Here is a 26,331-nt window from a genome sequence, read left to right on the forward strand (position 1 = left end):
AAATTCACCAATAAGGAGGTTATTGTTTTGGTTAAAATTCAACATGGCCTAGCCCTTCTAACACTGCTGCCATTTTTGATTTCCCCTCTCTTTCAGGCCACTTCCTCTGTATCGGCAGCTCAGCAAAATCTCTCTGTTGATCTCAGACTTTTGGAGACCACCGACCTGCATGTGTCTTTAGCAAATTATAATTATTACCAAAGCAAAGAAGATAACAAGGTTGGGCTTGTTAAAACGGCAACCTTAATTAGACAGGCCAGGAAAGAAGCCAGTAACTCTCTCCTCTTCGATAATGGTGATAACCTGCAGGGAAACCCTCTAGGAGATTATATAGGTAAAGTAAAAGGTCTTAAGACTGGAGCAGTACATCCGGTTTATCGGGCTTTTAACTTCCTTAAGTATGATGCGATCACACTTGGCAATCATGAGTTTAACTACGGCCTTGACTTCCTGAATACCGCATTAAAAGGGGCAAAGATGCCAGTGGTTAATGCAAATGTATATAAAGCATCACAAAATAAAGCATACTTTAAGCCTTATACTATTCTAAAAAGAAAGGTTACAGACAGCAGCGGCAAAAAACGAACCCTCCGCATCGGTGTAATTGGGTTCGTACCTCCCCAAATCATGGAATGGGATAAAACGAATCTTGAGGGGAAAGTCGAGGCAAGGTCTATTGTTGAATCCGCCAAAAAATATATTCCTGCTATGAAAAAGTCAGGTGCTGATATTATCATAGCCCTTGCTCATACAGGAATTAGTGCAGAGCCTTACACACCATGGATGGAAGACGCCGCTTATTACTTAACATTCGTACCTGGCATCGATGCCATTTTTGCAGGGCATTCCCACCGAATCTTCCCCGGCCCTCTTTATAAGGATTTACCAAATGTAGACCTTAACTCAGGAACAATAAATGGCAAGCCCGTAGTAATGGCTGGTTCTTTCGGAAATACTCTTGGAATTATTGACCTTAAACTGGAGAAGAAGCAGGGTAAGTGGAAAATCCTGACCGGCAAAGGATTTACCAGACAGATTGCAGATGACATGGGGAATTCCCTTGTGGAAACTGACGAAGCCCTTTTAAAGATAATTAAGCCTGAACATACTGCCACAATTAAATATGTAAACAGTCCTGTTGGAGAAACATCCACGCCTATCCATAGTTATTTTTCACTTGTCCAGGATGATCCTTCTGTACAGCTTTTAAACATGGCCCAAACTGATTATCTTACTAAAAAATTGAGGGAACCAAGTTATACTAAATATGCGGGTATTCCTGTTCTGTCTGCTGCTGCTCCTTTTAAAGCTGGCGGACGTGGCGGTCCATCCTATTACACAGATATTCCAGCGGGTACCCTCGCCATAAGAAACATAGCGGATTTGTATTTATATCCTAACTCACTTCAGGCAGTTCTAGTGAATGGAGGACAGCTAAAGGAATGGCTGGAAATGAGTGCAGGCCAATTTAGGAAAATCGATCCTTCCAGCCGCCAGGAACAGTTACTAATTGACCCGAATTTTCGTTCCTATAATTTTGATGTAATTGACGGTATAAAATATCAAATTGATGTAACTCGCCCAGCAAAGTATGATGCTGTTGAAAAGCTAATTAATCCTAATACAAGCAGAATTATTAACCTAACTTATAAAGGAAAACCTGTTACTCCTAATCAAAAATTTATTGTCGCAGCTAACAGTTATCGTGCGTCAAGCACAACATTTCCAGGGGTAAGCAAAGGAGAAGTCATACTAAAGGCTCCTTACGAAACGAGGCAGATTTTAACTGATTTTATCAAGGAAAATAAACGGATAAATCCTTCAGCAGATAAAAACTGGGCAATATCACCTGTTAGAGGATTTGCAATCACCTTTTTTGAATCTTCACCCGAGGCTCAAAAATATGCAAAGCTAACTAAAAATATTACTTATGCTGGTCCTTCCAGCGGGGGATTCGCCAGATATTTAATCAATTTGGAAAACGGTGAGTAATTCAAAAAGAACCTGCTAAGGAGTTAATCCTTTATGCTGGTTCTTTTTTTCCAAAAATAAAAAGCACACTTAGGTATGGGCACTTATCTGCATCTTAAACAAGCTCAAGAAAGTGATGAATTCCGGTTACGGTAAAGACACGGGTGATTTTTGGAGAGGCATTTTTAACCTTTATGATATTTTTGTTTCCTGCAGCCCTCAATTTAATTAGATAAATAAATTGTCTTAGCCCTGTACTGTCTATATATTTAAGACCGCTAAAATCGAAGAGGAGATTCTCTTTTTCAGCAAGAAAGGAAGGATTTAATTTTTCCTGAAAATAAGGAATCATGGACCCATCAAGTTCTCCAGTTAATAAGATTGTTGTTAAATTTCCCTTTTCATCTATCTCTATGTCTAACAGCTTTTCGCTCATATGGATATCCTCCCATTGTCCAAAACCAATGCTCTTATTTACCCCGCTGTGGTCTTTAAAAACGAATCATCTTTTTACATTCCATATACCTTTATACCATAAGCTTTTATTTTTAACCTTATTTATGGTTTTTTTATCCATTTAAATTCAATTAAATTGGTGATCATTTAAATATAATTTCGTTGAGCTACTTTAGGCAACAGCTATCTTTATTTAGTTTTCCCTTTACAACTCCTCTATCCTTTTATACAATTGATAGAAATAAAATATTGCTATGTTTTTTGGAGGAGCCTGTCACCACAGGCTCCTTTTTGCGTTTTTTTGCAAATATTAGCCCTTTTGGCAAAAACAAACTAGATAAGGGGAGTAAGGCCAGATATAAAAAACATACAGAAAACTTGGAGAAGAGGTGGAATTATGTCAAATGAAGCAGCTTTAGCCATTGGCATATTTTTAATTGCTTATGCTTTTATTGTAACTGAAAAAATCCATCGTACAATTGCTGCGATGGCCGGCGGGTTATTAATGGTTTTTTTGGGAATCATCAATCAGGAAACGGCGCTTCATCATATTGATTTTAATACATTAGGCCTCCTTACTGGAATGATGATTATTGTAACCATAACGGCGGAAACAGGTTTGTTTCATTTCATTGCCATTTGGTCCGCTAAAAAGGTAAAGGGCAGCCCCATGAAAATTCTCATTGCCCTCGGAGTGATAACTGCGTTGGGATCAGCACTGCTGGACAATGTAACTACTGTTCTATTAATGGTTCCTGTTACTTTTAGCATAACCCGTCAGCTTAAGGTAAATCCTGTTCCCTATCTGGTCATGGAAATAATTGCTTCTAATATCGGAGGAACGTCCACCATGATCGGGGATCCGCCCAATATTATGCTGGGAAGTGCAGTAAAGGAACTTACTTTTATGGAATTTATTTATAACCTTTTCGGTATTTCTTTCTTTATATTGGCAGTGAATGTAGCTATTCTGGCTTTACTATATCGAAAGCAGCTTAAAACAACAGATTTGTTAAAATCTGCACTTATGGAGCTTGATGAATCAAAAGAAATAAAAAACAAGCCGCTCCTGTGGAAGGCATTAAGTGTGTTGGCCCTTACGATTATTGGCTTTTTTCTCCATCAAATGGTTCATATTGAATCTGCCTCAATAGCGCTTGGAGGTGCCTTTCTGTTATTGATTCTTTCAGGAGAAAGCTATCTGGAAAAGGCATTGCATAGAGTAGAATGGACAACTATTTTCTTTTTTATTGGCCTATTCGTTCTTGTTTCAGGACTGATGGAAACAGGCGTTATTAAGAAGCTGGCAGACTACTCCATCAGTTTAACAGGTGGAGATGTCGCCTCCACTTCGATTTTAATACTTTGGATTAGCGCTATTGCTTCTGCCTTTATTGATAATATTCCGTTTGTCGCCACAATGATTCCAATGATTAAAGAAATGGGAACAATGGGAATAAGTAATTTAGAACCTTTATGGTGGAGTCTTGCTCTTGGAGCATGCCTTGGCGGGAATGGAACATTGGTAGGTGCAAGCGCAAATGTAATTGTGGCCGGAATGGCTGCCAAAGAAGGATATAGGATTTCTTTCGCGAAGTTTTTATTTGTTGCATTCCCTTTAATGATATTATCGATTCTGTTATCAACGGCATACATTTATCTCAGATACCTTATATAAAGGAGGAATACCATGAAATTAAATTATGAATTTAACAAAGAGCTGCTGAGTATAACGGAGAAAGTCAATGAAGAAGATATCGAATTTTCTATTGTTTTCAAGAATGTAAAATTGGCTGAAAAACTTGAAAAGGTCCACCAATACTTCGATTTAAACGAAATACATACTGATGCATTATTCTTTACTAATAAGGACGGCAGCAATCAAATTATTGTCAAAAAGGACTTTTATGAAGATTTTATTCTTCAGCTTTTTAAACAGCAGCTCCTTGAACGACTAAAATGGGAATAGTAATACATTAAAAACTAGGGGATTGCCGCGCCTTTAGGGGAGAGCAGAACCATAGTTGCACCCTTTCGTTTAGAATCTACGGATCTGATTAGACAAAGAGACTGGCTCATTTGGATTGAGCCAGTCTCTTATTTATACAGTCATTCTATTATCCTGCACAAATCTTAGTGCCTTAATACTTTCAAGGGGTCTGCTAATTAAGTAGCCCTGGGCAAGGTTACAGTTTTTATTTCGTAAAAACTCAAGCTGTTCTTTTGTTTCAACACCTTCAGCTACCACCCGTAAATTGAGACTTTGCGCTAGAGATATGACCGCAGAAGCAATGGCAGTATTAGCTTCATCCCATTCAAGATTCATAATAAAGGATTTATCAATCTTTAGAGTATCAATCGGAAAATGCTTTAGATAGCTTAACGAAGAAAATCCTGTTCCAAAATCATCAATAGAGATAGAGACTCCAAGAGACTTTAGGTTATTTAAAACGATAGCTGCCTGTGCAGGATGCTTCATCACCGTACTTTCTGTTAGTTCAAGTTCAAGTGATGAGGCAGACAGACCCGTTTCCTCCAAAACTGAAGCAATAAGCTGCTCAAGATTTTGCTTGTGAAATTGCTGCAGTGATAAATTTACACTTACAGATAAATCTGTTAAACCTGCATCCTGCCATTGTTTGCATTCCTGACAGGCTTCACGAATTACCCAATCACCTATTGGAACAATTAGTCCTGTTTCCTCAGCAATTTCGATAAATGAATCTGGGTAAAGAATTTTTCCCTGATCATTTTTCCAGCGTATCAATGCCTCCATCCCCTGGATTTTTCCGGTTAAAATATCCATTTTGGGCTGGTAATGGAGAACAAACTCATTTTCATCGAGCGCTTTTCGAAGGAGAATTTCTTTATCCATTCGTTCCATGGCATCTTCCTTCATGGATGGGTTGAAAAGGCTGTAGCAGTTTCTGCCCTGCTCTTTGGAACGGTACATAGCCATATCAGCATTCTTTATAAGAGTATTTACATCCTGTCCATCCTCAGGAAATAGGCAAATTCCTATACTTGCCGTAATATTAAACTTTTGATCATAAATATAATATGGCTCAGTCATTATCTCTATGATTCTCTCACAAACAGCGAACGCATCCTCAGGGCTTTTTGCATCTGGAAGAAGAATCATAAATTCATCCCCGCCGAATCTTGCGAGTATGTTTCCTTTTTCTTTACCGATCGCTTCCTGAAGGTGTACAGAAACTCTTTGCAGGAGTAAATCTCCAGCGTGATGTCCCAAGCTATCATTTATAACTTTGAATCTGTCAAGGTCAATTAACAGAATACCAAATGGCTTTTTCCCACTTATACTATTACCGAGACGTCCTTCAAGCCAGGTCTGGGTATACCACCGGTTTGGCAAACCTGTAAGAGCATCATGATAAGCCATATGTTCCATTATCTCTTCTGCCTGCTTTTTATCCCTAATATCCCGGCATAACGCAAGAAAATATGGCTTGCCGCCAATTTTCACCTGACGGACATTAATGTCCGCCGGGACCTCCTCTTTTTCTTTTGTAAGGATAAAATCTTCAAACCTATATGATTTATTTCCCTTCCACCTTTTAGTTATCTTATCTTTCAAGTGGATGAATAAATCCTCTGCAGTAAGCTTTAAAAGTTCACTTTTTTTATAACCCAGCAGTTCACTCGCTGTCATATTTACATCAATAATCTGGCCGGAAGGAGAAATAAGAAAGAAGCTGTCTGCCGCCTGATCTACGAGGCCCCTAAACTTCTCCTCACTTTCTCTCAAAAGCTGTTCAGCTTTTATCCGATCAGTAATATCAAGAGCAAAACCCAGCAGGAAGTCTTCCTGGGACTCCTCTAACTGTATGATAGTTTTTCCAGCAAACATATAGTTTTCTTTTCCCTGAAAGCCCGTTTTAATTTCCGTTGTTGTTAATTTTCTGTTCTCCCAGACACTCATGTCGACCTTTCGAACATCACTGGCTATTGATTCAGGAAAAAAATCATATACTGTTTTTCCTATTAATTCTTCCTTGGACTTACCATTGGCTTTACAAGCCTGTTCATTGGCAAAAATAGTTTTACCATCGGGATCTTCCAAAAATATATTAATAGGCAGCGCATCGAGGACTTTCGAGATATAATCATCATTGACTCGGAGCTTTCTCATTAGCTCTGCCTCAATTCTCTCCAAATCTTCAACCCTCTTATGAAGGCTGTCCATTTCTGTGATTGTCAAAGAGGGGTTTTGCTTTTTCACGAACTATCCCGTCCTTATTATAAAAATGGTTCAATCCCGTTTATTTTTCCTATTATCCGACCGTTTCTTCGGGAAATGGGGAATTTCGACTTAGTTTTAACTATAACTGCATATTAGCATTTAAACCATCCATATTTCTCCTTATTTTTGATGCTTTTGGCTCTTTTCGGAGAATAGACAATAAATTTTAAGTTTTTTCCATAATGTGAGAAAATAAAGAAGCATGATGAATTAGGAGGGATAGCAATGGCATTAGACTTAAAAAGTACAGTAAAGTTACATAACGGGGTGGAAATGCCCTGGTTTGGTCTTGGTGTTTTCAAAGTAAAAGAGGGATCTGAGGTAATTGATTCAGTAAAAGCTGCGATCAAGAATGGATATATAAGCATTGATACAGCAGCGGTTTACAAAAATGAGGAAGGTGTAGGCCAAGGTATTAAGGAATCTGGAGTGCCACGCGAAGAACTATTTATCACCTCTAAAGTTTGGAATGCTGATCAAGGATACGAATCAACTTTAAAGGCTTTTGATACAAGCCTGGAGAAGCTCGGTCTAGACTATCTTGATCTTTACTTGATTCACTGGCCTGTTAAAGGAAAGTATGTTGAAACCTGGAAAGCGCTTGAAAAATTATATAAAAATGGCCGCGTCAAAGCTATTGGTGTTAGCAATCATCATGTACATCATTTAAAGGATATTTTAGCAGAAGCAGAAATCAAGCCTATGGTTAACCAGGTAGAGTATCATCCGCATTTAACTCAGAAAGAGCTTCATGAGTTCTGTAAGAGCGAGGGCATTCAGCTTGAAGCCTGGTCACCATTAAAACAAGGTGAGCTTTTAAATGAACCAGTCATTGCAGAAATTGGAGAAAAATATCAAAAGTCAGCTGCTCAGGTTATTTTAAGATGGGATCTCCAAAATGAGGTTGTTACTATTCCAAAGTCGATTAAAGAACATCGTATTATTGAAAATGCCAGCATTTTCGATTTTGAATTATCCTCTGAGGACATGGAAAGAATTAATTCTCTTAATAAAAATGAGCGAATTGGTTCAGACCCAGACAACTTCAATTTTTAATAGGAAAGCATAAGATTTTAGAGAAGCATAATCCAAACAAAAAAGAACAAAAGGCAAATGCCTTTTGTTCTTTTTATTCGCCTAAGTCTATATTGTGGTATACCTGGCGGACATCTTCCAAATCTTCAAGGGTATCAATAAGCTTTTCAAATTTTGCCTGGCCATCTTCAGGAAGAGTAACTTCGTTTTGTGCAAGCATTGTAATTTCAGCAACGGTGAATTCTTCGATTCCTTCATTTCTTAATGCTTCCTGTACGGCATGGAATTGCTCAGGGTCTGCGTATACGATGACAGAATCTTCTTCTTCAAGAATGTCACGTGCATCAACATCTGCTTCCATAAGGATCTCAAGCACATCATCAGCTGATTTTCCTTCAATCCCGATAACAGCAGTAGGATCGAACATATAGGCTACCGATCCACTGACACCCATGTTTCCGCCATTTTTACCAAAAGCAGCACGGACATCCGATGCAGTACGGTTTACGTTATTTGTAAGAGCGTCAACAATAATCATAGAGCCATTTGGCCCAAATCCTTCATAGCGAAGTTCATCAAAGCTTTCCTCAGAACCGCCTTTTGCTTTTTCAATCGCACGGTCGATAATATGTTTTGGCACACTGTAAGTCTTTGCACGCTCGAGCATAAACTTTAATGCCTGATTGGATTCAGGATTCGGGTCACCCTGTCTGGCAGCAACATAAATCTCACGTCCAAATTTTGCATATATACGGCTTGTATTAGCGTCCTTTGACGCCTTTTTTTCTTTAATATTGTTCCATTTACGGCCCATTATGAACACTCTCTTTCATCTTTAATTCTTTGGCACGGCTTTATTCAGGAGCCGGTACCCTAATGCTGAAAAAATATATGTGTGTGAAGAATTCATTTAATTTACCAAATAACATTATACCTTAAATCTGTTATTTGTTAAAAGCCAAATAATAGAGACGAAATTTTTAAAAATTAATTATTAAATTACATATTTATAAAACTTCCGGTCAACTGCCATTACGGGAAAAAGAGCCACATAGCTGTGGCTCTTCTGGAATATGTTCCGGATTATTCTATTATTTTTAGCTTTTCAAGTTCCTGGTTTACCTTTTCCTGCAAATCGTCATTAAGGGTTACTGTATTGTTCCCAGTAGTTAATCGATAGAACTGTGTGCTTGCAGCAGCTTCTGCTTCTAGCTTTTGAACATAGCTTTCTACTTTTGCAAATCCATTTACAGCACTTGAAGGATCAAAGGCGGACAGTGACTCCTGTGATTGCCTTACTGCTTTAGCCGCGTGAGCTCTTGACAGAAGATTTAGCTTTTTATATTCCAGTTCCTGATATTTTTCACTCATCTTGACGATTTGCCCCTGAAGAGTAGTGGTTTGATTTTTGATCGCAGCCAATTGGGCCTGATAGTTTTGCAGTTTTTCTTCCTGAAGAATTTTCTCCTTTAACGCCAATCTTGCCACGTCTTCCTCGTTCCTTGAAACTGCGAGTTCTGCCTGCCTGCCGCGTTTGGCAACTAAAGCTTCCGCATCAGCCACTAACTGGGCATACCGATTTTCCAAGTATAGCTGCTGGGCAAGTGCTTTTTGCGCCTCCGAAACCTGACCCTCCAGCTCTCTCATATGTTGGTTCATCATGACTAAAGGATTTTCCATCTTATCCAGTACCTCGTGTAAATCTGCAGTAAAAATTGTTTTTACTCTTTTTAAAATACCCATTTTACTTCTCCTCCTTTGAAATACTTCTTTCCCATTCATCCAACAGGTCAGCATGGCTGTTTACCGGAACAGGCGAAGCCTGAAATGAAACTGGCACATCCCAGCTTTGACCTTTTTCACTTTTCTTCCATTTTTTATATAGCCAATAAACAAAGACAGCAGCTGCGATTGCAATAAGGAACTCTTTCAATATCAGAACTGCTCCGACAAACATAAGAAGCCAGCCTGTCCACTTTCTTACGATACTGCTTCCAGCGGTTTTGCGTAATAGCCATCCAAGGAGGAATACTGCACCCGCCAAAATCCAATTGACTAGCCCAAAAGCAAAGTGATGAGGGCCTCTAAAGCCTCTTCCCATTGGCCCGTGTCCAAAATGCATACTGGCTTGACGGCCGTTCATTTGCTGCCTGTGCTCCCCGCCCCTGCCACTACGGCCATTGAAGGTTCCAGTTTTACCCGGCTTCCCTTGCTGCGGTGATTGAACCGCATTCTGTGGAGGCATTTGTTGACTCCCATTAAATTGCTGAGCATTAGGAAGGAAGTGATTCCTTTCATTTGCTCCCCATCTGCCATGGCTGAAACTAAAAATTGCAGCAGCAAGGATCATTGCCAGAAGCGGTACCATTAACCACCACCTTTTACGACGCTTTTTGATCTGCCCGATTTCTTCCATTGTATGTCCTCCTTACGTCCTCTACTGTCTTACAACATCATTATGGAAGGGATACCTTAACTTTTTCTTAACTTTTGGAGGCAGCTCGTCTTTGTCACAAATTTGTCTATAAAGTTTTCATAAAAAAACAGGCAGTTATGAGACTGCCTGTTAACAAAAGGTTTATTATTGAGCTGATGCCTGGCCTTCTTCAATGGTCAGATTTGCAGACTTCTCTTTACCCTGACGGTAAAATGTTATTTTTACCTTATCTCCAGGTTTTGCAATGCGATATAAATATTTTCTTAATCCCAGTGCATCATTAATCTTATTATTATCAATAGACGTAATGACATCTAATTTTTTTAAGCCGGCTTTTTCGGCGGGAGAATTCGAAGCCACTGACATGACCACAATTCCTTTTTTCACACTGCCTGGAAGATGAAGTGTTCTGCTCCAGTATTGGGATGGAATTTCATCAATTGACATTGGGCCGATACCAATAAAAGGCCTGCGCACTTCTCCATACTTTTCAAGGTCCTTCATAATTGGTTTGGCGGCACTAATTGGAATGGCAAACCCTATTCCTTCAACAGCATCCTGGGAAATTTTTGAGGAGTTAATACCAATCAGCTGGCCGTTGATATCAATTAAAGCACCTCCGCTGTTTCCAGGATTAATAGAAGCATCTGTCTGAATAACTTCAGCCTGCCAATCCACTGCACCATTCTGGTCAAGGTCAACTGGCATTGTTCGCTGGGCTGCACTTATAACACCTTTTGTAACTGTACCCTGCAGGAATCCAAGAGGGTTACCTATAGCAATGGCTGACGCTCCTGGTTCTAAGTGATCTGATTCGCCCATTTCGATTACATCATTTATCTTTTTTCCGTCCACCTGAAGAACAGCCAGGTCTGATAATGGATCAGAGCCTAAAAGCTTTGCCTGCAGCTTATCACCATTATTTAAATTAACTTCAAGCTGGGTTGCACCATCAACTACATGGTGGTTTGTCACAATGTACGCTTTTGATCCTTCTTTTTTATAGATAACACCCGATCCGGAGCTTACAGCTTTCGGCGTTGTGCCCTGCAGAATATCGCCGCTGCCCTCCTGAAAATTAACTACACTTACTACAGCATCCTTTGCTTTTTTAACAGCTTTGGTTACCTCTGATTCCTGATTATCATCTGCTGCAAGAGCTTTTCCGTCCATTACAGCCTTTTTTCCTGCATCGGCAGCAGTCTTTACTGAATTTTCTCCCTGTAAAAATGAAGTGGCAGCCAGAATGACCAAAGCACCAATTAACGCACCAATTAATCCTGGGAGAAACCACTTTCGAGTGTTTCTTTTAAACTCCATCCATTTCCCATCCCTTCCTGTTCGATTCCTGAGGTTTAACTACCAAATAATGCTTTAAATTTTCCCTTCTGGAAATCTATCAAACTCATATTAGGGATTTTGTACATTCTTCCTCCATTTACCAGTTTTATATGACAAGAACATAAGGTGAAAGCGCTCGAGTTAGATGATGAAAGGAAAAAATCGCCACGTCCTCGAAAAGCTGCGCTTTTCTTCGTGCGATGATTATGCTGCCGGAGCTTTCCTTGTCCTGTGGCCACGCCTTCCTGACCCCCATCCTGTGGGCCTCCAACAGGCATAAGACGAATCACTTAGTCATCCTCAGAAAAGCTAAAGCTTTTCCTTCGTGCGATGTAGATGCTTCCGAAGCGTTCCTTGTTCTGATTTCTGAAGTGAGTTGGCTTATGACCCCGAGCTGTTCGAATCATCACCTATCGGTCATGATCCTCACAAGATATTCAAAGAAGCATATTCTCGAGGAAAACTGGCTGGGCGCTGAAGCTGGATTACAAAAACTTAGTTCGGAGTAATTCACAAGGTAAAAATCTATAATTTCCCAAACAAAAAAAACAGAGCCATTTCACAGCTCTGTTAGGATAATTCTGGTTCTTTTCTATCTGATATTCTCCAGTCGTTTGTGTAGATATTAAAACTTTCATTTCGAATAAAACCAACTGTTGTAATGCCCAGCTTGTTGGCTAGTTCTATTGCAAGCTCTGTGGGAGCAGATTTGGATAGGATAACTGAACATCCCATCTTAGAAGCCTTTATTAAAATTTCACTCGATATTCTTCCGCTGAAAACGAGAATTTTATCATCAGTGGGTATAGAATTTTTCACACAGTAGCCAAAAAGCTTGTCCAAAGCGTTATGCCTGCCAATATCCATTCGCATTAGCTGCATCCCAGTTTTGTCACAAAGCGCGGCATTATGGACACCGCCGGTTCGCTTAAAGGTTTCTGCCTCCTTCTGAAGATTATCCATCAATTCAATACATTCAGCCGGTGTAAGGCTTATTTTGATATGTCCCACTTTTTTAACAGTTAAAGCATCATTAACGAAGTAAAAGCCCTGGCGCGACATTCCGCAGCATGAAGTAATATATCTTTTTGAACGGAATTGATCATTTAGCAGATGGGTATTTTTTACCGTAACATGAGCAAAGCCCCGTCCTTCTTCTATCCATAAATCCTCGATATCACTATAGCCTTTAATTACATGTTCTGAAGCCAGAAATCCAATAACCAGGTCTTCCAAATATTCCGGAGTGCACACAAGTGTAGCAAACTCCTCCTGGTTTAGCTTTATGGTTATCGGGAATTCAGTCACAATCGTATCATCTGTTTCCCATAGTTCGCCGTTTTGAAAGCGAGTAATAGAAAGATTGGTTTCATTTTGCAGCAAAATTAAAGTCACCTCTCAATCGGCTGTTCAAACATAAAGACGGATACAGCGATATCTTCTTCAATATTAATATCCGAAAATAAAAGAACCAGCTTACTTTGCATTACTTCTTCGAGCTCCACTGGAGGCTCCTTTTTATAGTGATCCTGAATCATTTTTGTCCTTGCTCTGTGTACTTGTTCAAAGCCTTCCGAACTCTGTATAATAAACTTTTCAACCGGAGTAAGATTTCCTTTTAAAGTTGTAATGGCCATATTATCAACAAATACCGTTTTTATAGAGTCAGGACCTTTTCCAAAAAGATCTTTTCGGACTTTGCGGACAACTTCATTAAATTGATGTTCCCTTTTGCTCATCTGTTTTCCCCCTTTTCTTCCCCAAAATTGACTTTGAAGGGGCTAAAAGCAAATAGCCTACTATAAGTACTAAAATAACAATCGATAATAGCAAATTTTGAAATACATCAGACCGGTTAACAATGATAAATCGGATGGTTGCTGTAATTCCAATATAAATAAGGTACCGGAGCTGAAAATACTCACCATTTTTAAAATAAACAACTACCATCGTGAAAAAGGCAAAATAAAGAAAAAAGTTAACGACCTGTTCTAAAATTGAATGCACATCTTTAGGGGTGAAAATGGCCATTTCTCCTATTGAATAGATTTGCCTGATCATTAAAAAACTTAGTAGAATCAATAAAATTGATAATGTAATGTTTTTAACCACATTAGAAAATTTCGTTATAGCAAGAATGATGAGTTTATTTTCCATTTAGTTTTACCCTTTCTAAGAGAAATAATTTTATTTTCAACTGTTTTATTTTAAACCTTGCCCGATGCCTTTTATAAGATTTAGGCCAAATAGAAGGGTCCGGTTTATATCAGGGTCCTTCATTGCCTTTACAAGGTCCCATACACTTGCTTTTTTATTTGACTGTAATCCCTCATCAGCCTTCTTTATCCCTAAATTTAGTCCGTTAACCAGCTTTTTTGTAAACTCTGGGTCTAATTCACTTAAGGCTCCCGCAGCAGCCATGGCGTTATTAATCATATTGGTGACAGGTGGGCGGACCATTTGTCCAATAGCAATTTCCGCCACTTTTTCTTTTGCTTTTACCAGAGAAACAGCAGCATCCAATATTCCGCTCCCCTGTAGCTCACTGATAAGTACGATGGCTTCTTTTAATGCCTCCGTATTTTCTGCTGCATGTTCCTTCAGGCTTTGAATCGATTCCTGATTCTTTTCCTCACCCGTTTTTTGTTCTTCAAAAATCATAGAAATTGGTTTTGCCATCTTTAAGTTCTCCCTTTTTTATACCGCAGAAAGTCCACACCAAAAAGAAGCATTGGCAATGGACTTTCTACCCTTGTTATTTATTTCAGAACTAAATCTTGTTTTTTATCTCGAGAAATTTGTTTTACAGATTTGTTAACCGAATCAATTTTTTGAGATTCTGGTTTTACTTCTTCCTTAACAGACGGAGTTTTCTGAGAACCCGGTTTTATATACTCGTTTAATGAAGCAATCGGCTGATAATCATCACGTTTCCATTTACGATATACTTCAGCACCCATTTGCGGTGTGCGCTTCGCATTTCTTGGATTGAAGGAAGGAAGCGGTGAATCCCCTTTTGTAATCAAGATTTCCATTTTCACCCTGGTCTGCTTGTAGGCAGGTGTATTGGTCTTAACATCTCCTGCATTTCCTGTAAGCAGGTTAATCGCATTTTCATGGCTGACAGAGTGCATTGGTACATATAACTCTTTTCCATGAACCCTGTCTGTAATGGTGGCTCTTAACTTAATGGCACCGTAAGGAGAAACTAATCTTAAAAGAGATCCCTCGAATATTCCGCGCTCATTTGCAAGCTCAGGAGAAACCTCGACAAATACCTCAGGAAGCTTATAAATCAAGCCTTTTGATTTATTAGTCAGATTTCCTTCGTGGAAATGCTCAAGCAAACGGCCATTGTTTAAAACTAAGTCGAATTCTTCTCCAAAATGATAAGGAGGAATGTATTCAACTAAAGAAAATACCGCCTTTTTATCAGGGAAATTGAAGCCTTCCGTAAATAGCAGCGGAGTGCTTTCCCCAGTATTGCTGCCCCACAAGAAGCTGTTCCAGCCCTCGAGTTTTTCATAGCTTGCTTCTTTAAAAATAGGTGAAAGGCTTGCCATTTCTGCATAAACTTCACTAGGGTGCTGATAATTCCACTCTGCTCCCATATAATTTGCAACCTGCTGGATAATCCACCAGTCTGGCATTGAATCTTCAAGAGGTTCAAGAACTTGATAAAGTCTTTGTACCCGACGCTCTGTATTTGTAAAGGTGCCATCCTTTTCAAGTGATGGTGCCGCAGGCAAAATAACATCAGCAAACTGAGCTGTTTTTGTAAAGAAAACATCCTGGACAACAAAGAATTCAAGCTTGGATAATGTGTCGTGTACATGATTAGCATTGGAGTCAATCCATGCCATATCTTCACCAACAAGATACATTGCTTTTAGTTCTCCAGCTTCAACCGCCTCAAGCATTTGAATATTATCTTTACCAGGCTTACCGGATATTTCTACGCCATATGCCTCTTCAAATTTGGCACGGGCAGCTTCATCAGTAATATGCTGATAGCCTGGAAGCCAGCCTGGAAGAGTTCCCATATCACATGCACCCTGAACATTGTTATGTCCACGAAGAGGGTAGGCACCTGCACCTGGACGCATATAGTTACCAGTCAGCAGTAATAGATTAGATATAGCTGCTGATGTATGGCTTCCTCCAACGTTTTGTGTAACACCCATTCCCCAAAGCACACAGGTTCCATCGGCTTCATGAATCATCTTAGCCATTTCTTTTAGTGTGTCTATTGAAATGCCTGTAGTTTGCTCAGCGTATTCTAAAGTGAATTTGGAAAGATGATTTTTATATTCCTCGAACTGGTTAACATGATTTAAGATAAATTCTTTATCTTCCCATCCCATTTCAAGAATGTAATTTGCTACGGCACTAAGCCATACAAAGTCTGTTCCCTGGTTAGGGTGTACATATAAGTCAGCACGTTCAGCCATTTCATGCTTACGAAGATCAGAAACAATCAATTTCTGGCCGTTCAGTTTTTGAGCCCGTTTTACCCGGGTTGCAAGAACTGGGTGTCCTTCTGTTGGGTTTGCACCAACAATCATTACTAAACCTGCTTTTGAAATATCCTCAATTGTACCTGAGTCTCCGCCAAAGCCTACTGTTGACATTAAGCCGTCTGTTGCAGGTGACTGGCAGTACCTTGAGCAGTTATCAACGTTATTTGTCGTAAATACCTGGCGGGCGAGCTTCTGCATTAAGTAATTTTCTTCATTTGTAATTTTTGAAGAAGAAACAAATCCGATTGCATTGGGACCATCAGTTGCTTGAATAGCGCCCATCTTTTGTGAAATAAGAGTTAATGCCTCATCCCATGATGCTTTAACAAATTGATCTCCTTTACGAATCAATGGAGTAGTCAATCTTTCTTCAGAGTTTACAAAGTCCCAGCCGAACTTACCTTTAACACAGGTAGATATGCTGTTAACCGGTGCCTGTTCAACTGGTTCTACTTTTAATATTTCACGGCCTTTTGTCCAAACTTCAAATGAACAGCCGACACCACAGAACGTACAAACTGTTTTGGTTTTCCTTGTTCTAGTATCCCGCATGGCTGCTTCCACTTCGGAAATAGCAAAAATGCCTGTATAGCTTGGTTCAACTGCTTTTACCAAATCAATCATCGGTGATAAAAGATTATCTTCTATACCAGACATAAATCCGGCCTGGCCTAGCATTGATTTTTCCTGTAATGCGTTACATGGGCAGACGGTAGAACACTGTCCGCATGAAACACAGGAGGATTCGTTTATAGACTTTCCTCCGTCCCAAAGGACCCTTGGCTGTTGGCTTTCCCAATCAATGGTCAAGGTTTCGTTAACCTGAACATCCTGGCAAACCTCAACGCAGCGTCCGCATAATATACATTGGTCCGGGTCATAGCGGTAGAATGGATGGGTCATATCGACATCGTATCCCTTTGGAGTGAATGGGCGTGTTTGATGTTCAATACCCATTTGCTCCGCCGTATTATGTATGCGGCAATTGCCATTGTTGTTGTCACACACTGTACAGTAAAGCATATGGTTCTCAAGAATCCTGTCCATGGCTTCTGCTTGTGCTGACTTAGCCAGCTCCGAGCTTGTTTTAATGTCCATACCATCCACAAAGGTGGTTGAGCAGGCTCTCATCAGTTGGCCGTCAATCTCACACATGCATGTATCGCATGTCTGAATAGGACCGGTAATTTCTGAATAGCAAATATGCGGATGCTCCACTCCCTCGGCCATTAAGTGGTCAAGTATGCGTGCTCCTTCTACTACTTCTTTTGTTTCCCCGTTAATAGAAACGGTAACTGTTTTTGTTGTCATACTCCTTACCCCCAGAAAATTAAAGAAACCTCGGCAATTGCCTAGCCTTAAGGCGAAGGCAGAGCCGTAGTAATGCGTTTAAAAATTCTACTAAAAAAAGCTATAAACGCAAAAAATCCATCACAAAGCAAATATGTGAAAACACATAATTGCTTCATGATGGATGTATATCGAGCATTTACTAATACTTTTTACCAATCCGTCAATATAAATAAGATAAGCAGCACCCATACTTTTAAACAAAGTATGAACACCACTTTTACAAGTTTAGTACTTTTAGTTTTCACTGTCAATGCAGTGGAAACTATTAATCTATTTCCCAGTAATATTTTTTCTACAGAAAAGAAACCCAGGTCATAGACCCGGGTTTCTAAAAAGATGTTATTTGTAGATTACGATTGAACCAACTGATTTGTCAGTTGATTGGCCGTTCACACGAACTTTCAGGCCATATTTGCCGAGATTACGGCCAGCGTCTGGCATGAAAGTATTTGCAAATGAATTGCTGTCGTTAAATAACGATATAGCAGGCAGACTTGGTGAAGTTAATGTCTGTACTCCTGGGTAATCAATATTCAAACCAGAAGTGGGATTCAATCCAAACGCTGCATCAGCAATGTGGTAACGCGTGCTTGCCTCAGCAGTTTTACCAGTAGCTAGCTGCCATAGAAGGTCGTTGCCTTGGTGAGCATCGACAACTCCCAGCCATCCATCACCAGGATGAGTGCCAGTAAAGTTATCAGTATAACTTTCATCCACATACCAAACTACTAATCCGCCATCATAGCTCATTAATGAATTGCCACGCTTGATGTGAGCAAGTCCCTCATCTACGCCTTTATGGTTACGCCATTCAAGTAGATAATATTGGTTAGCATATACATTACCATCGAATCTGTCAAAACCTTTCATAGTGAAAGCAGAAGAAGCATTTTCGGCACCATCAGTTAGAATATCTGTACCGTCCGCAGTAACTCTTACATTATCCACGAATAATCCTGTGTCACTGTATCCCCAGTCAGTAATATAACGGAATTGTACTTGAATCTTCTTCCCTGTGTATGCAGAAAGATCAAAGGTTTCCTTTTTCCACCCTTTGGAATCACCTGTGAATCCTGGAAGATTGTCCGGAATCGTTGGATAAACACCATTTACTACATCTGATCTAGTATCAGCATTGGAGAGCGACTTCCATGTTTTTCCTCCATCCTCTGAAACTTGGACAAAAGCAAAATCCCATGATTCTTCAATCTTATACCAAGCATCAAAAGTTAAAGAGGCAGTAGTTTTACCTGTCAAATCAACATTTGTTACCATTGTATTATTAATCTCATCACCATTTCCTCCCCAGAAGGAATAGCTTCCAGTCAAAGGATCTAAAACATGTGTTTTCTTTTGTGGTAAGTTAATTTGAACCGTTTGGCCATTCTTACCTAGAGGAGAATTACCTTGATCAAGAAGGAATTGAGTTCCTTTGGTTGACACATCTTCCCAATTTACAGCTGTAGGTTTGGCCCATTCTCCTCCTAATGTAGAAGCAAAGTAAGATTTAGCAAAAGGAGAGAATCCAGTAGGTTCTGCACCTGGAACTTTACCTGCCCATGAGCCGCTTGCCATAATTGACCAGTAGCCGATTGCCTCGCCTGTACCTGTATATTGAGTGTCATACTCATCTGGAAGACCCAAGTCATGACCATACTCGTGAGCGAAAACACCAGTTGCTCCGTCTTCTGGCATCATTGTGTAGTCATAGAAGCCAGGAAGACCTTTTCCTAGACCATCTGGATCATAGAATACTGCAGAACGGTGAGACCATATTGCATTGTCTCCTTGTTTTCCGCCACCAGCTTCCTGCCCCATACCTGAGTGGATGATTTGTAAGTGATCTACTAAACCATCTGGCTCCCATAAGTTACCGTTTCCGTTTAGATCATGCGGATCTTCCAAATCATAATCTTGAAGAGGAATACCAGCAGCTTTAGCTGCCTCTAATGTATCTTTTACTAGTTGTTTAGAACCGCCTGGCCCAACATTATCGTGTCCGCCTTTAGCATCAGCCCCATAAAATGCTGCAGTTCCTGGAACCTTTAGCCAACCATAAGCTTTACCTTCGACAGTGTAAGTACCACCGGATTGCTGTTCGTAAAATTGCTTTTGGGATACAAAATCTTCACCATTTGGGCCTTGGACACCCTTTTCTCCAAAAATCATATCTTCATAATGTTGAAGATTGTAGTCTTTATAATAATTATCTGTTTCATCAGGTTGAATTTGGTTATGTGGCAAATCTGAAAATTCTACCGTTAAGGTTAGCAATTTGCCCTTCTTCTTAACTCCTGGTGATGCACCTTCCTGAACAGGATCCGGATTACCCTTCAACTGGCCATATTTATTACCCTGACCTTTTAAAAGACCATGATTGAAATCTTTAAATTTCCGCTGTTTTTCAGCATCTGCTGCTTTTACTTTTGCGGCAAGCGGATCAGATTGTTTCGCTTTATCGTCTTTGCCTTTTACCTCAAGATAATTGTTTAAAGCTTTTTGCTTTTCTGCAGCACTTGCACCTGCAGGAATAACTCCTCTTTTAATCAATGATTCTAGCAATTTTTCATCATTGACAATTGATAAATCCAAAGACCCGTAAGATTGGGAAACATTTGCCTGAGCCTGAACCTTATGTAATGGGCTGGTTCCTGCAGTATTAAAATAATTTCCAGGAAACCCTGAGAAAAGTGTTCCAGCAATTACAGCCGTTGTCAGACCTGACTTTAAAAATTTGTTCAATGAATTACCCCCTCAAAATTTGTTATTCACATATTTATAATATTTGGAAAATTATTATTTTACAACAGTATGAAAGATTCATTTTCTGACAATTTAATCAATTATTCTGCACCTTTTGGACTATTTTTTTATTTCTAGTAATCTTTTAGTAGCTTACCCTACCTTTCTTTGTAGGAAAAACTCCTTATCTGTCTAAAAGAAATTTTCCCAACAGAGAGAAAAAGTTTACAGACACATAAAAAAACAGGGCGGTTATCCCACCCTGTTTTCCCTCATTCAATATCATCGCTATCATTAAGTTTATCAAGTATGGTTATCGTTCTACTAAAATGGTTATTAAAGTTTTGTCTCGTTATCGACAACATTTCGACAATGATTCGCTCCTTAAAGAATTGATGACCAGATTTCTCTCTTATCTCCATTTCAGTATTAATAAAATTTATTTATTTTTGAACTTTACTGACTTTCGGAAAGGTAATAAATTTTTGACCGAAGAGATAATTTTTATAGGGAGGTTAAAACGAAAGAAGTATATGTAGGAAACTCTATTAACTTTGGGGAATACATTAAAATAAAGATGAGGTGATGTTATTGTTTTGGGTACTTATTTTAGTTGCTGGAATTTCCCTTTTCGCTTTTCTGATTGACCGAAGAAATAAAAAAATAAATAACAGCACTGGCGTAACCAAAAATCCAGGAGCCAAACCGGGAGAAAGTTCAAACTACACAATGGGAGACAATCATTTTACACACGGAGAATAAGCCACCTTTTTGGGGCTTTTTTCTTTTTAAGCCAAAAAAAAAGACTGGTGCCATGACCAATCTCAATAAGGGAAGTTTTTGAAAGTAAGGTTTGTTGAACCAACTTTCAATTAAGTTACCTTTATAATAAGGCACACTTTTGAAGAATTTATAGAGAAGTTATGTGGAAGTTGTGAAGATGATAATATCTTACTCCTAAATGGGGAGCAGTTTTAATACTCTCTAATATAGTTTATAATTAAATTTAATTAAGTAACTTTATCACCAGGCGGAGGAATATCAATGGACAAGAATATGATGACTGGCAGCTTTCAGCTGATGAAATCGATCAATCGGTCATTAATTTTAAATATTATTCGCGAAAAAGGACCTATTTCTCGAGCGGAAATTGCAAAAGTAACAAAGCTTACCCCTCCTACTGTCAGTAATCTAGTTAAAGAATTATTGGAGGACGATATAGTAATAGAACGTAATCTTGGAGAATCAAGCGGCGGCCGAAAACCTACGATGCTGACCTTAAATTCAGATAAATTCTTTGTAATTGGTCTGGATATTGGGTCGCATGATTTAAAAGTAATTTTATCTTCAATTGAAGGCAAAATTATTAAAAAGGATATTTTCCCTATCCCTGAAATTCTAACAAACGATACGCTGCTATCTTTAATGAAGACTGCTATTTATTCCATAAAAAATGAGAAAATAATTGAAGATGGAAGGATTATTGGAATAGGCGTAGGAATGCACGGAATTGTAAATGTAGAAAAAGGCATTTCTGTTTTTGCGCCTAATTTAAAGCTTCAAAATATCCATATAAAACAGGCATTGGAACAGGAATTCCAAATAACAGTTAAGGTTGAAAATGATGCACGGGCCATGGGTCTTGGTGAGCTATGGTTTGGCAGCGGAACAGGCATTGACAGCTTTGTTTGTATTAATGTGGGCCGTGGTGTTGGAGCTGGAATAATCATCAATGGCAGGCTTTATCATGGAGATCATTTTATCAGCGGAGAAATTGGACATATGGCAATTGATATTAACGGCCCTAAATGTACCTGCGGTAATAATGGCTGCCTTCAAACCTTTACCTCAGGCCCTGCAATAGCTGATTATGTAAAAGATGAAATAAGTCGCGGACAGGCAAGCATTTTACCAAAGCTTGCTGGCCAAAAGATCGAGAACATTACTGGAGAGCTAATCTATAAGGCTGCCCTAGAGGGTGATCAGCTGAGTATCAGCGCTCTTGCTCAGGCTGGCAGGTATATTGGAATTGGTTTAACAAATCTTATACATATCATTAATCCTAAAAGGATTATCCTCGGCGGCGGTGTTTCAAATGCAAAAGAGTTCGTTCTGGATAGTGTGATTGAAACGGTAAATCAAAGAGCCCTAACAAAAGAGGCCAAACAAACAGAAATTATCGTATCAAAATTTGGCAAAGACGCAACAGCGATGGGAGCAGTCACCCTTATTTTGACCGAGATATTTTCAGCAAAAGGAACAAAAACAGCTGCCTCCCATTAATGCGGCAGCTGTTTTAATAAGTGTAAAAAAAATCCCTGTGCCGCTAAAGACAAGGATTCTTTTCGTACTTTATTTTTCATCACCATATCCGTTTGGATTAGCACTATGCCATTTCCAAGCCGTTTCAATGATGGTTTTTAAATCATTGTATTTTGGCTTCCATCCGAGCACATTTTGAGCTTTTTCGGAAGTTGCAATGAGTGCTGCAGGGTCTCCTGCTCTTCTAGGACTGATGACCTCCGGAATTTTATGTCCAGTAACTTCTCTGCTTGTTTCTATAACCTGTTTAACAGAAAAGCCTGTTCCATTTCCAAGATTAAAAACATCGCTTGTATCATTCTTACGTAAATGCTCCAGTGCAAGCCAGTGGGCATTCGCCAGGTCCATAACATGAATATAATCACGGATGCATGTGCCATCTTCTGTTGGATAATCATCACCAAAGATTCCAATCGATTCTCTCTGGCCAAGGGCTACCTGAAGAATAATCGGAATAAGATGGCTTTCAGGATTATGGTCTTCGCCAATAATTCCGTCAGGATGCGCACCTGCCGCGTTAAAGTAGCGGAGGGAAATCGATTTTAAGCCATATGCCTGGTCGCACCAGCGGAACATTTTTTCCATGGCCAATTTTGTTTCGCCATAAGGATTGGTCGGATTAGTTATATCCTCTTCCTGAATAGGAACTTGTTTAGGCTCGCCATATGTTGCAGCAGTCGAAGAGAAAACAATTTTCTTCACTCCGTGGTCAATCATGGCTGATACCAAGGTATGTGAGGCAATTAGATTGTTTTCATAATAAGGAAGTGGCTGCTGGACGCTCTCTCCTACAAGGGAACTTGCAGCAAAATGAATAACTGCTTCAATCTCATGTTTGCTAAAAACAGAATCAAGAAAGCTGCGGTCACGAAGATCTCCTTGATAAAAGGTTCCGCCTGTTACTGCTTCTTTATGCCCTGTTCTGAGGCTGTCAACAATAACTACTTCTTCACCCTGATTTAAAAGTTCCACAACTGTATGGCTGCCGATATATCCCGCTCCGCCAGTTACTAAAATTGCCATTTCAATTCCTCCTTAAAATACTTCCTTTGCTCCATCACCAATCTCACATACATAAAAGTCAGGATCGAGTTTGGTTTTTAATGAATAATTCTTAGCTACTTTTTCTTTAAATTCATCCACAGCATGTTCTTTAACCAGACTGACATTGCAGCCTCCAAAGCCTGCTCCGGTCATACGAGTTCCAATACACCCTTCAATTTTTGCTGCTTCTTCAAAAAGGGTATCCAGCTCAAAGCCTGTTACCTCATATAAGTCTCTAAGTGATTCATGTGATTGCTTCATCATTTCACCAAAAGAGACAAGGGCATTTTCCTGAAGGCTTTTTGTTGCTAAAAGAACACGCTCATTTTCAGTTATGACATGCTCCACACGCCTGCGAATCGTTTCATTTTCAATATGACTTTTTACCTTATTCCAATTCTGTAGACTAACATCTCCAAGTGATTGTACTTCAGGTAAGTATTTTTTTATAATGGCCAAGCCTTCTTCACATTCACTTCGGCGCTCATTGTATTTGGAATCTGCGAGGCCGCGACGCTTGTTTGTATTGGTTATAACAAGTTTGTACCCTTCAATCTTTACAGGGACATATTGATACTCCATGGTATCACATTTAAGCATCATTGCGTGATCCTTTTTCCCCATACCTACTGCAAACTGGTCCATAATTCCGCAATTAACCCCAACAAAGCGATTTTCTGCCCGCTGCCCTAGCTTTACAAGCTCAAGCATAGGAATATCAAAGCCGGCAAGCTTGCTTAAAGCCAGTGCTGTGACAAGCTCAATAGATGCAGAAGACGATAAACCAGCTCCATTAGGTATATTACCATAGAATAATATATCTGCTCCAGAGTAGCTTTTGTTTTCATCTTCGGCAAGCTGGATCAGTTCATTTAATACACCCTTTGGATAATTGGCCCAGTCATCTTCTTCCCGGTAAACAAGCGTTTCTGATACACTGCACTCCGCTTCAGTAGGAAAATTAGCGGAAGCAAACCGATAGACATTATCCTTTCTTGGAGCTGCCGCTGCCCATGTGCCAAATGTTAAAGCAGCAGGAAACACGTAGCCGCCATTGTAATCCGTATGCTCGCCTATTAAATTAACACGGCCCGGAGCAAAAAACACCCTTACCCCCTCGTTATAGCCAAATTGGTTTTGAAACAACTCTTTAAGCTCTGAAGCATTCATTTAATTTACCTTCCTTCTACGATTCTTTTTAAAAATTGAACTCTCTCTTTTAAACTATTAAACATTCTGTTCGAGATGCTTTAAAAAATGCAGAAAAGCCTGCTTTCCATCCTCGGTTCGTTTAAATACTCCGGCATGTTCAAGTACAGTTTGGAACTTCCTGCCTACTTCCGTTTCGATTATTTGTTTTATGTTTTCATGATTGATAGCTGAATACTGCTTTAGAATTTCCCGGCTCCAGTCCCAATGCTTCAGAATGGATTCATCCCAATTTTCTTTAGGAGTTTTTTCTATGAGGTATTGAGAAAGCTTTTCTAATTCCCCTTCCAATCTCCCAGGAAGTACAGCTAGGCCCATTACTTCAATAAGTCCAATATTCTCTTTTTTAACATGGTGCACTTCCTGGTGAGGATGAAAAATACCGAAAGGATGCTCATACGATGTCCGGTTATTTCTCAATACTACGTCCATCTCAAACTCCTGACCGCGCCTTCTTGCGATTGGTGTAACCGTGTTATGGGGAACATCTTCGCTGAAAGCAAATACCTCAGTATTCGGATCACTATATCCCTGCCATTGCTTCCATATGAACTCGGTTACCTCTTCCACTTCCTTTTTATCCCCTCTTACCCTTAAAACTGACATCGGCCAGTTAACGATTCCGATTGTAACTGAAGGATAGGCTGGAAGAGTGATAGTTTCTTCCATGTTGGCCCGTTCAATAGCGAATTCGTATCTTCCCCCCTGGAAATGATCATGGGAAAGAATTGAACCTCCAACTATTGGAAGGTCTGCATTTGAGCCAACAAAGTAGTGAGGGAACTTTTCAGTAAACTCCAACAGTCTTGTGAAGGTTTCCCGCGATATTTTCATTGGAAGATGCTGTTCCCTGAATACAATGCAGTGCTCGTTATAATAAACATATGGTGAGTACTGGAGACACCAATCCTCGTTATTTAGAGTGATGGGTATTACACGGTGTGTGGCTCTGGCTGCATTTCTTAGGTTTCCCTTAAATCCTTCATTTTCCCTGCAGAGGGCACAGGCTGGATACGATGCTGCCGGTGCATTTTTCAAAAGGGCTATTTCTTTTGGATCTTTTTCCGGTTTCGATAAGTTAATCGTAATGTCAATCTCCCCATATGGTGTTGGAGACTTCCATTGTTTATTTTTGTCTACCCGGTCCTCGCGTATATAATTGGAGGCTATAGAAAGATCGTAATATTGATTGGTTGCAGTTTCGGGACTTTCCTTATAATTTTGCTTAAATTCGCGGACTACTTCTGACGGCCTTGGCATCATGCAATTCATAATCTCAGTGTCAAAAATATCTCTTTCAGTCGTTGTATTGGAAACAAGATGGCCATTTTCTGCTGCCCAGTCTAAAATTCCCCCGAGAATATCTGAAATTTCCAGGAGGGTTTCAGGTGAACCAGTATCCTCCCAATCATCCAAACCTAACAAGGCAAGGATTCTGTTTCTTGTATAAAGTACATCGTCTGCTTCGATTAATTTTTTCCTAACTCCGTATTCAATTAAGTCCTGGATATATTGATATATGTCAGTCATAATAAACACCTCTATTCTAAGAAGTTGGCTTTATAAATCCTCTGGAAAACTAACTTAATTAAATTAATTAATTATCTATCCCTATAATAGAACTTTTCCTTGTTTTT

At 39.5% G+C, this 26,331-nt stretch carries 21 protein-coding genes; 6 read left to right on the forward strand and 15 right to left on the reverse strand.

The genetic code is table 11. From position 1 onward, the window contains the following. The first annotated feature begins 27 nt into the window (after positions 1-27). Complete coding sequence (locus G8761_RS14825) at positions 28-1,992, forward strand: bifunctional 2',3'-cyclic-nucleotide 2'-phosphodiesterase/3'-nucleotidase (RefSeq protein ID WP_166027989.1); 1,965 nt, start codon at positions 28-30, stop codon at positions 1,990-1,992. A 94-nt stretch (positions 1,993-2,086) separates the two neighbouring features. On the opposite strand, the gene G8761_RS14830 is transcribed toward G8761_RS14825, so the two are convergent. Continuing rightward, positions 2,087-2,407: an STAS domain-containing protein gene (locus G8761_RS14830; protein WP_166027991.1), complete on the reverse strand. Its 321-nt coding sequence runs from the start codon at positions 2,405-2,407 to the stop codon at positions 2,087-2,089. A gap of 417 nt (positions 2,408-2,824) precedes the next feature. Here G8761_RS14830 and G8761_RS14835 point away from each other — a divergent pair, with 417 nt between their 5' ends. Beyond that, entirely contained in the window at positions 2,825-4,105 is a 1,281-nt protein-coding gene (locus G8761_RS14835) for an ArsB/NhaD family transporter (protein ID WP_166027993.1), read from the forward strand. Positions 4,106-4,117: 12 nt separating this feature from the next. Further along, a complete protein-coding gene (locus G8761_RS14840; protein ID WP_166027995.1) occupies positions 4,118-4,396 on the forward strand; it encodes a hypothetical protein in 279 nt (92 codons plus the stop codon). A 132-nt stretch (positions 4,397-4,528) separates the two neighbouring features. On the opposite strand, the gene G8761_RS14845 is transcribed toward G8761_RS14840, so the two are convergent. Beyond that, entirely contained in the window at positions 4,529-6,670 is a 2,142-nt protein-coding gene (locus G8761_RS14845; RefSeq protein WP_338000963.1) for an EAL domain-containing protein, read from the reverse strand. Between the two features lie 246 nt (positions 6,671-6,916). Between G8761_RS14845 and G8761_RS14850 the strand changes: the two genes are divergently transcribed. Then, positions 6,917-7,747 (forward strand): aldo/keto reductase, encoded by an 831-nt coding sequence (locus G8761_RS14850; RefSeq protein ID WP_166027997.1) that lies wholly within the window; start codon positions 6,917-6,919, stop codon positions 7,745-7,747. Positions 7,748-7,820: 73 nt separating this feature from the next. Here the strand turns inward: G8761_RS14850 and G8761_RS14855 are convergent, their stop codons facing one another. From G8761_RS14855 to G8761_RS14900, 10 genes are all read right to left on the reverse strand, one after another. Further along, complete coding sequence (locus G8761_RS14855; protein WP_166027999.1) at positions 7,821-8,540, reverse strand: YebC/PmpR family DNA-binding transcriptional regulator; 720 nt, start codon at positions 8,538-8,540, stop codon at positions 7,821-7,823. Positions 8,541-8,809: 269 nt separating this feature from the next. Further along, on the reverse strand, positions 8,810-9,469 hold the full coding sequence (locus G8761_RS14860) for a PspA/IM30 family protein (RefSeq protein ID WP_166028002.1): 660 nt from the start codon (positions 9,467-9,469) through the stop codon (positions 8,810-8,812). 1 nt (position 9,470) lies between these two features. Beyond that, the gene (locus tag G8761_RS14865; protein WP_166028004.1) at positions 9,471-10,142 is read right to left on the reverse strand and encodes a hypothetical protein; all 672 of its coding nucleotides are present in this window, start codon (positions 10,140-10,142) and stop codon (positions 9,471-9,473) included. Positions 10,143-10,307: 165 nt separating this feature from the next. Next, positions 10,308-11,483: a S1C family serine protease gene (locus G8761_RS14870; RefSeq protein ID WP_166028005.1), complete on the reverse strand. Its 1,176-nt coding sequence runs from the start codon at positions 11,481-11,483 to the stop codon at positions 10,308-10,310. A 591-nt stretch (positions 11,484-12,074) separates the two neighbouring features. Beyond that, the gene (gene fdhD / locus G8761_RS14875) at positions 12,075-12,887 is read right to left on the reverse strand and encodes a formate dehydrogenase accessory sulfurtransferase FdhD (RefSeq protein WP_166028007.1); all 813 of its coding nucleotides are present in this window, start codon (positions 12,885-12,887) and stop codon (positions 12,075-12,077) included. Positions 12,888-12,895: 8 nt separating this feature from the next. Then, positions 12,896-13,243 carry a Na-translocating system protein MpsC family protein gene (locus G8761_RS14880; protein ID WP_166028009.1) on the reverse strand — a complete coding sequence of 116 codons (348 nt, stop codon included), beginning with the start codon at positions 13,241-13,243 and terminating at the stop codon, positions 12,896-12,898. Then, a complete protein-coding gene (locus G8761_RS14885) occupies positions 13,218-13,661 on the reverse strand; it encodes a phosphate-starvation-inducible PsiE family protein (RefSeq protein ID WP_166028012.1) in 444 nt (147 codons plus the stop codon). Before G8761_RS14885 ends, G8761_RS14880 begins: the two co-directional genes overlap by 26 nt. 45 nt (positions 13,662-13,706) lie before the next feature. Then, complete coding sequence (locus G8761_RS14890) at positions 13,707-14,183, reverse strand: helical membrane plugin domain-containing protein (protein ID WP_166028014.1); 477 nt, start codon at positions 14,181-14,183, stop codon at positions 13,707-13,709. 80 nt (positions 14,184-14,263) lie between these two features. Then, positions 14,264-17,335, reverse strand: a complete 3,072-nt coding sequence (fdhF, locus tag G8761_RS14895; RefSeq protein WP_166028016.1) for a formate dehydrogenase subunit alpha — start codon at positions 17,333-17,335, stop codon at positions 14,264-14,266. Between the two features lie 381 nt (positions 17,336-17,716). Then, positions 17,717-20,119, reverse strand: coding sequence for an immune inhibitor A domain-containing protein (locus G8761_RS14900; RefSeq protein WP_166028018.1), 2,403 nt, complete (start codon positions 20,117-20,119; stop codon positions 17,717-17,719). A gap of 591 nt (positions 20,120-20,710) precedes the next feature. Between G8761_RS14900 and G8761_RS14905 the strand changes: the two genes are divergently transcribed. After that, positions 20,711-20,881 carry a hypothetical protein gene (locus G8761_RS14905; RefSeq protein WP_166027695.1) on the forward strand — a complete coding sequence of 57 codons (171 nt, stop codon included), beginning with the start codon at positions 20,711-20,713 and terminating at the stop codon, positions 20,879-20,881. Between the two features lie 282 nt (positions 20,882-21,163). Further along, positions 21,164-22,402: an ROK family transcriptional regulator gene (locus G8761_RS14910; protein ID WP_420800255.1), complete on the forward strand. Its 1,239-nt coding sequence runs from the start codon at positions 21,164-21,166 to the stop codon at positions 22,400-22,402. Positions 22,403-22,471: 69 nt separating this feature from the next. Here the strand turns inward: G8761_RS14910 and galE are convergent, their stop codons facing one another. The 3 genes from galE to galT are packed head-to-tail and all read right to left on the reverse strand — an operon-like array spanning position 22,472 to position 26,224. Then, complete coding sequence (gene galE / locus G8761_RS14915) at positions 22,472-23,464, reverse strand: UDP-glucose 4-epimerase GalE (protein WP_166028020.1); 993 nt, start codon at positions 23,462-23,464, stop codon at positions 22,472-22,474. Between the two features lie 12 nt (positions 23,465-23,476). Further along, a complete protein-coding gene (locus G8761_RS14920; RefSeq protein WP_166028022.1) occupies positions 23,477-24,655 on the reverse strand; it encodes a galactokinase in 1,179 nt (392 codons plus the stop codon). A gap of 57 nt (positions 24,656-24,712) precedes the next feature. After that, complete coding sequence (gene galT, locus G8761_RS14925) at positions 24,713-26,224, reverse strand: UDP-glucose--hexose-1-phosphate uridylyltransferase (protein WP_166028024.1); 1,512 nt, start codon at positions 26,222-26,224, stop codon at positions 24,713-24,715. Positions 26,225-26,331: the final 107 nt, after the last annotated feature.

Source organism: Neobacillus terrae (assembly GCF_011393025.1).
GTDB lineage: Bacteria > Bacillota > Bacilli > Bacillales > Cytobacillaceae > Neobacillus_A > Neobacillus_A terrae.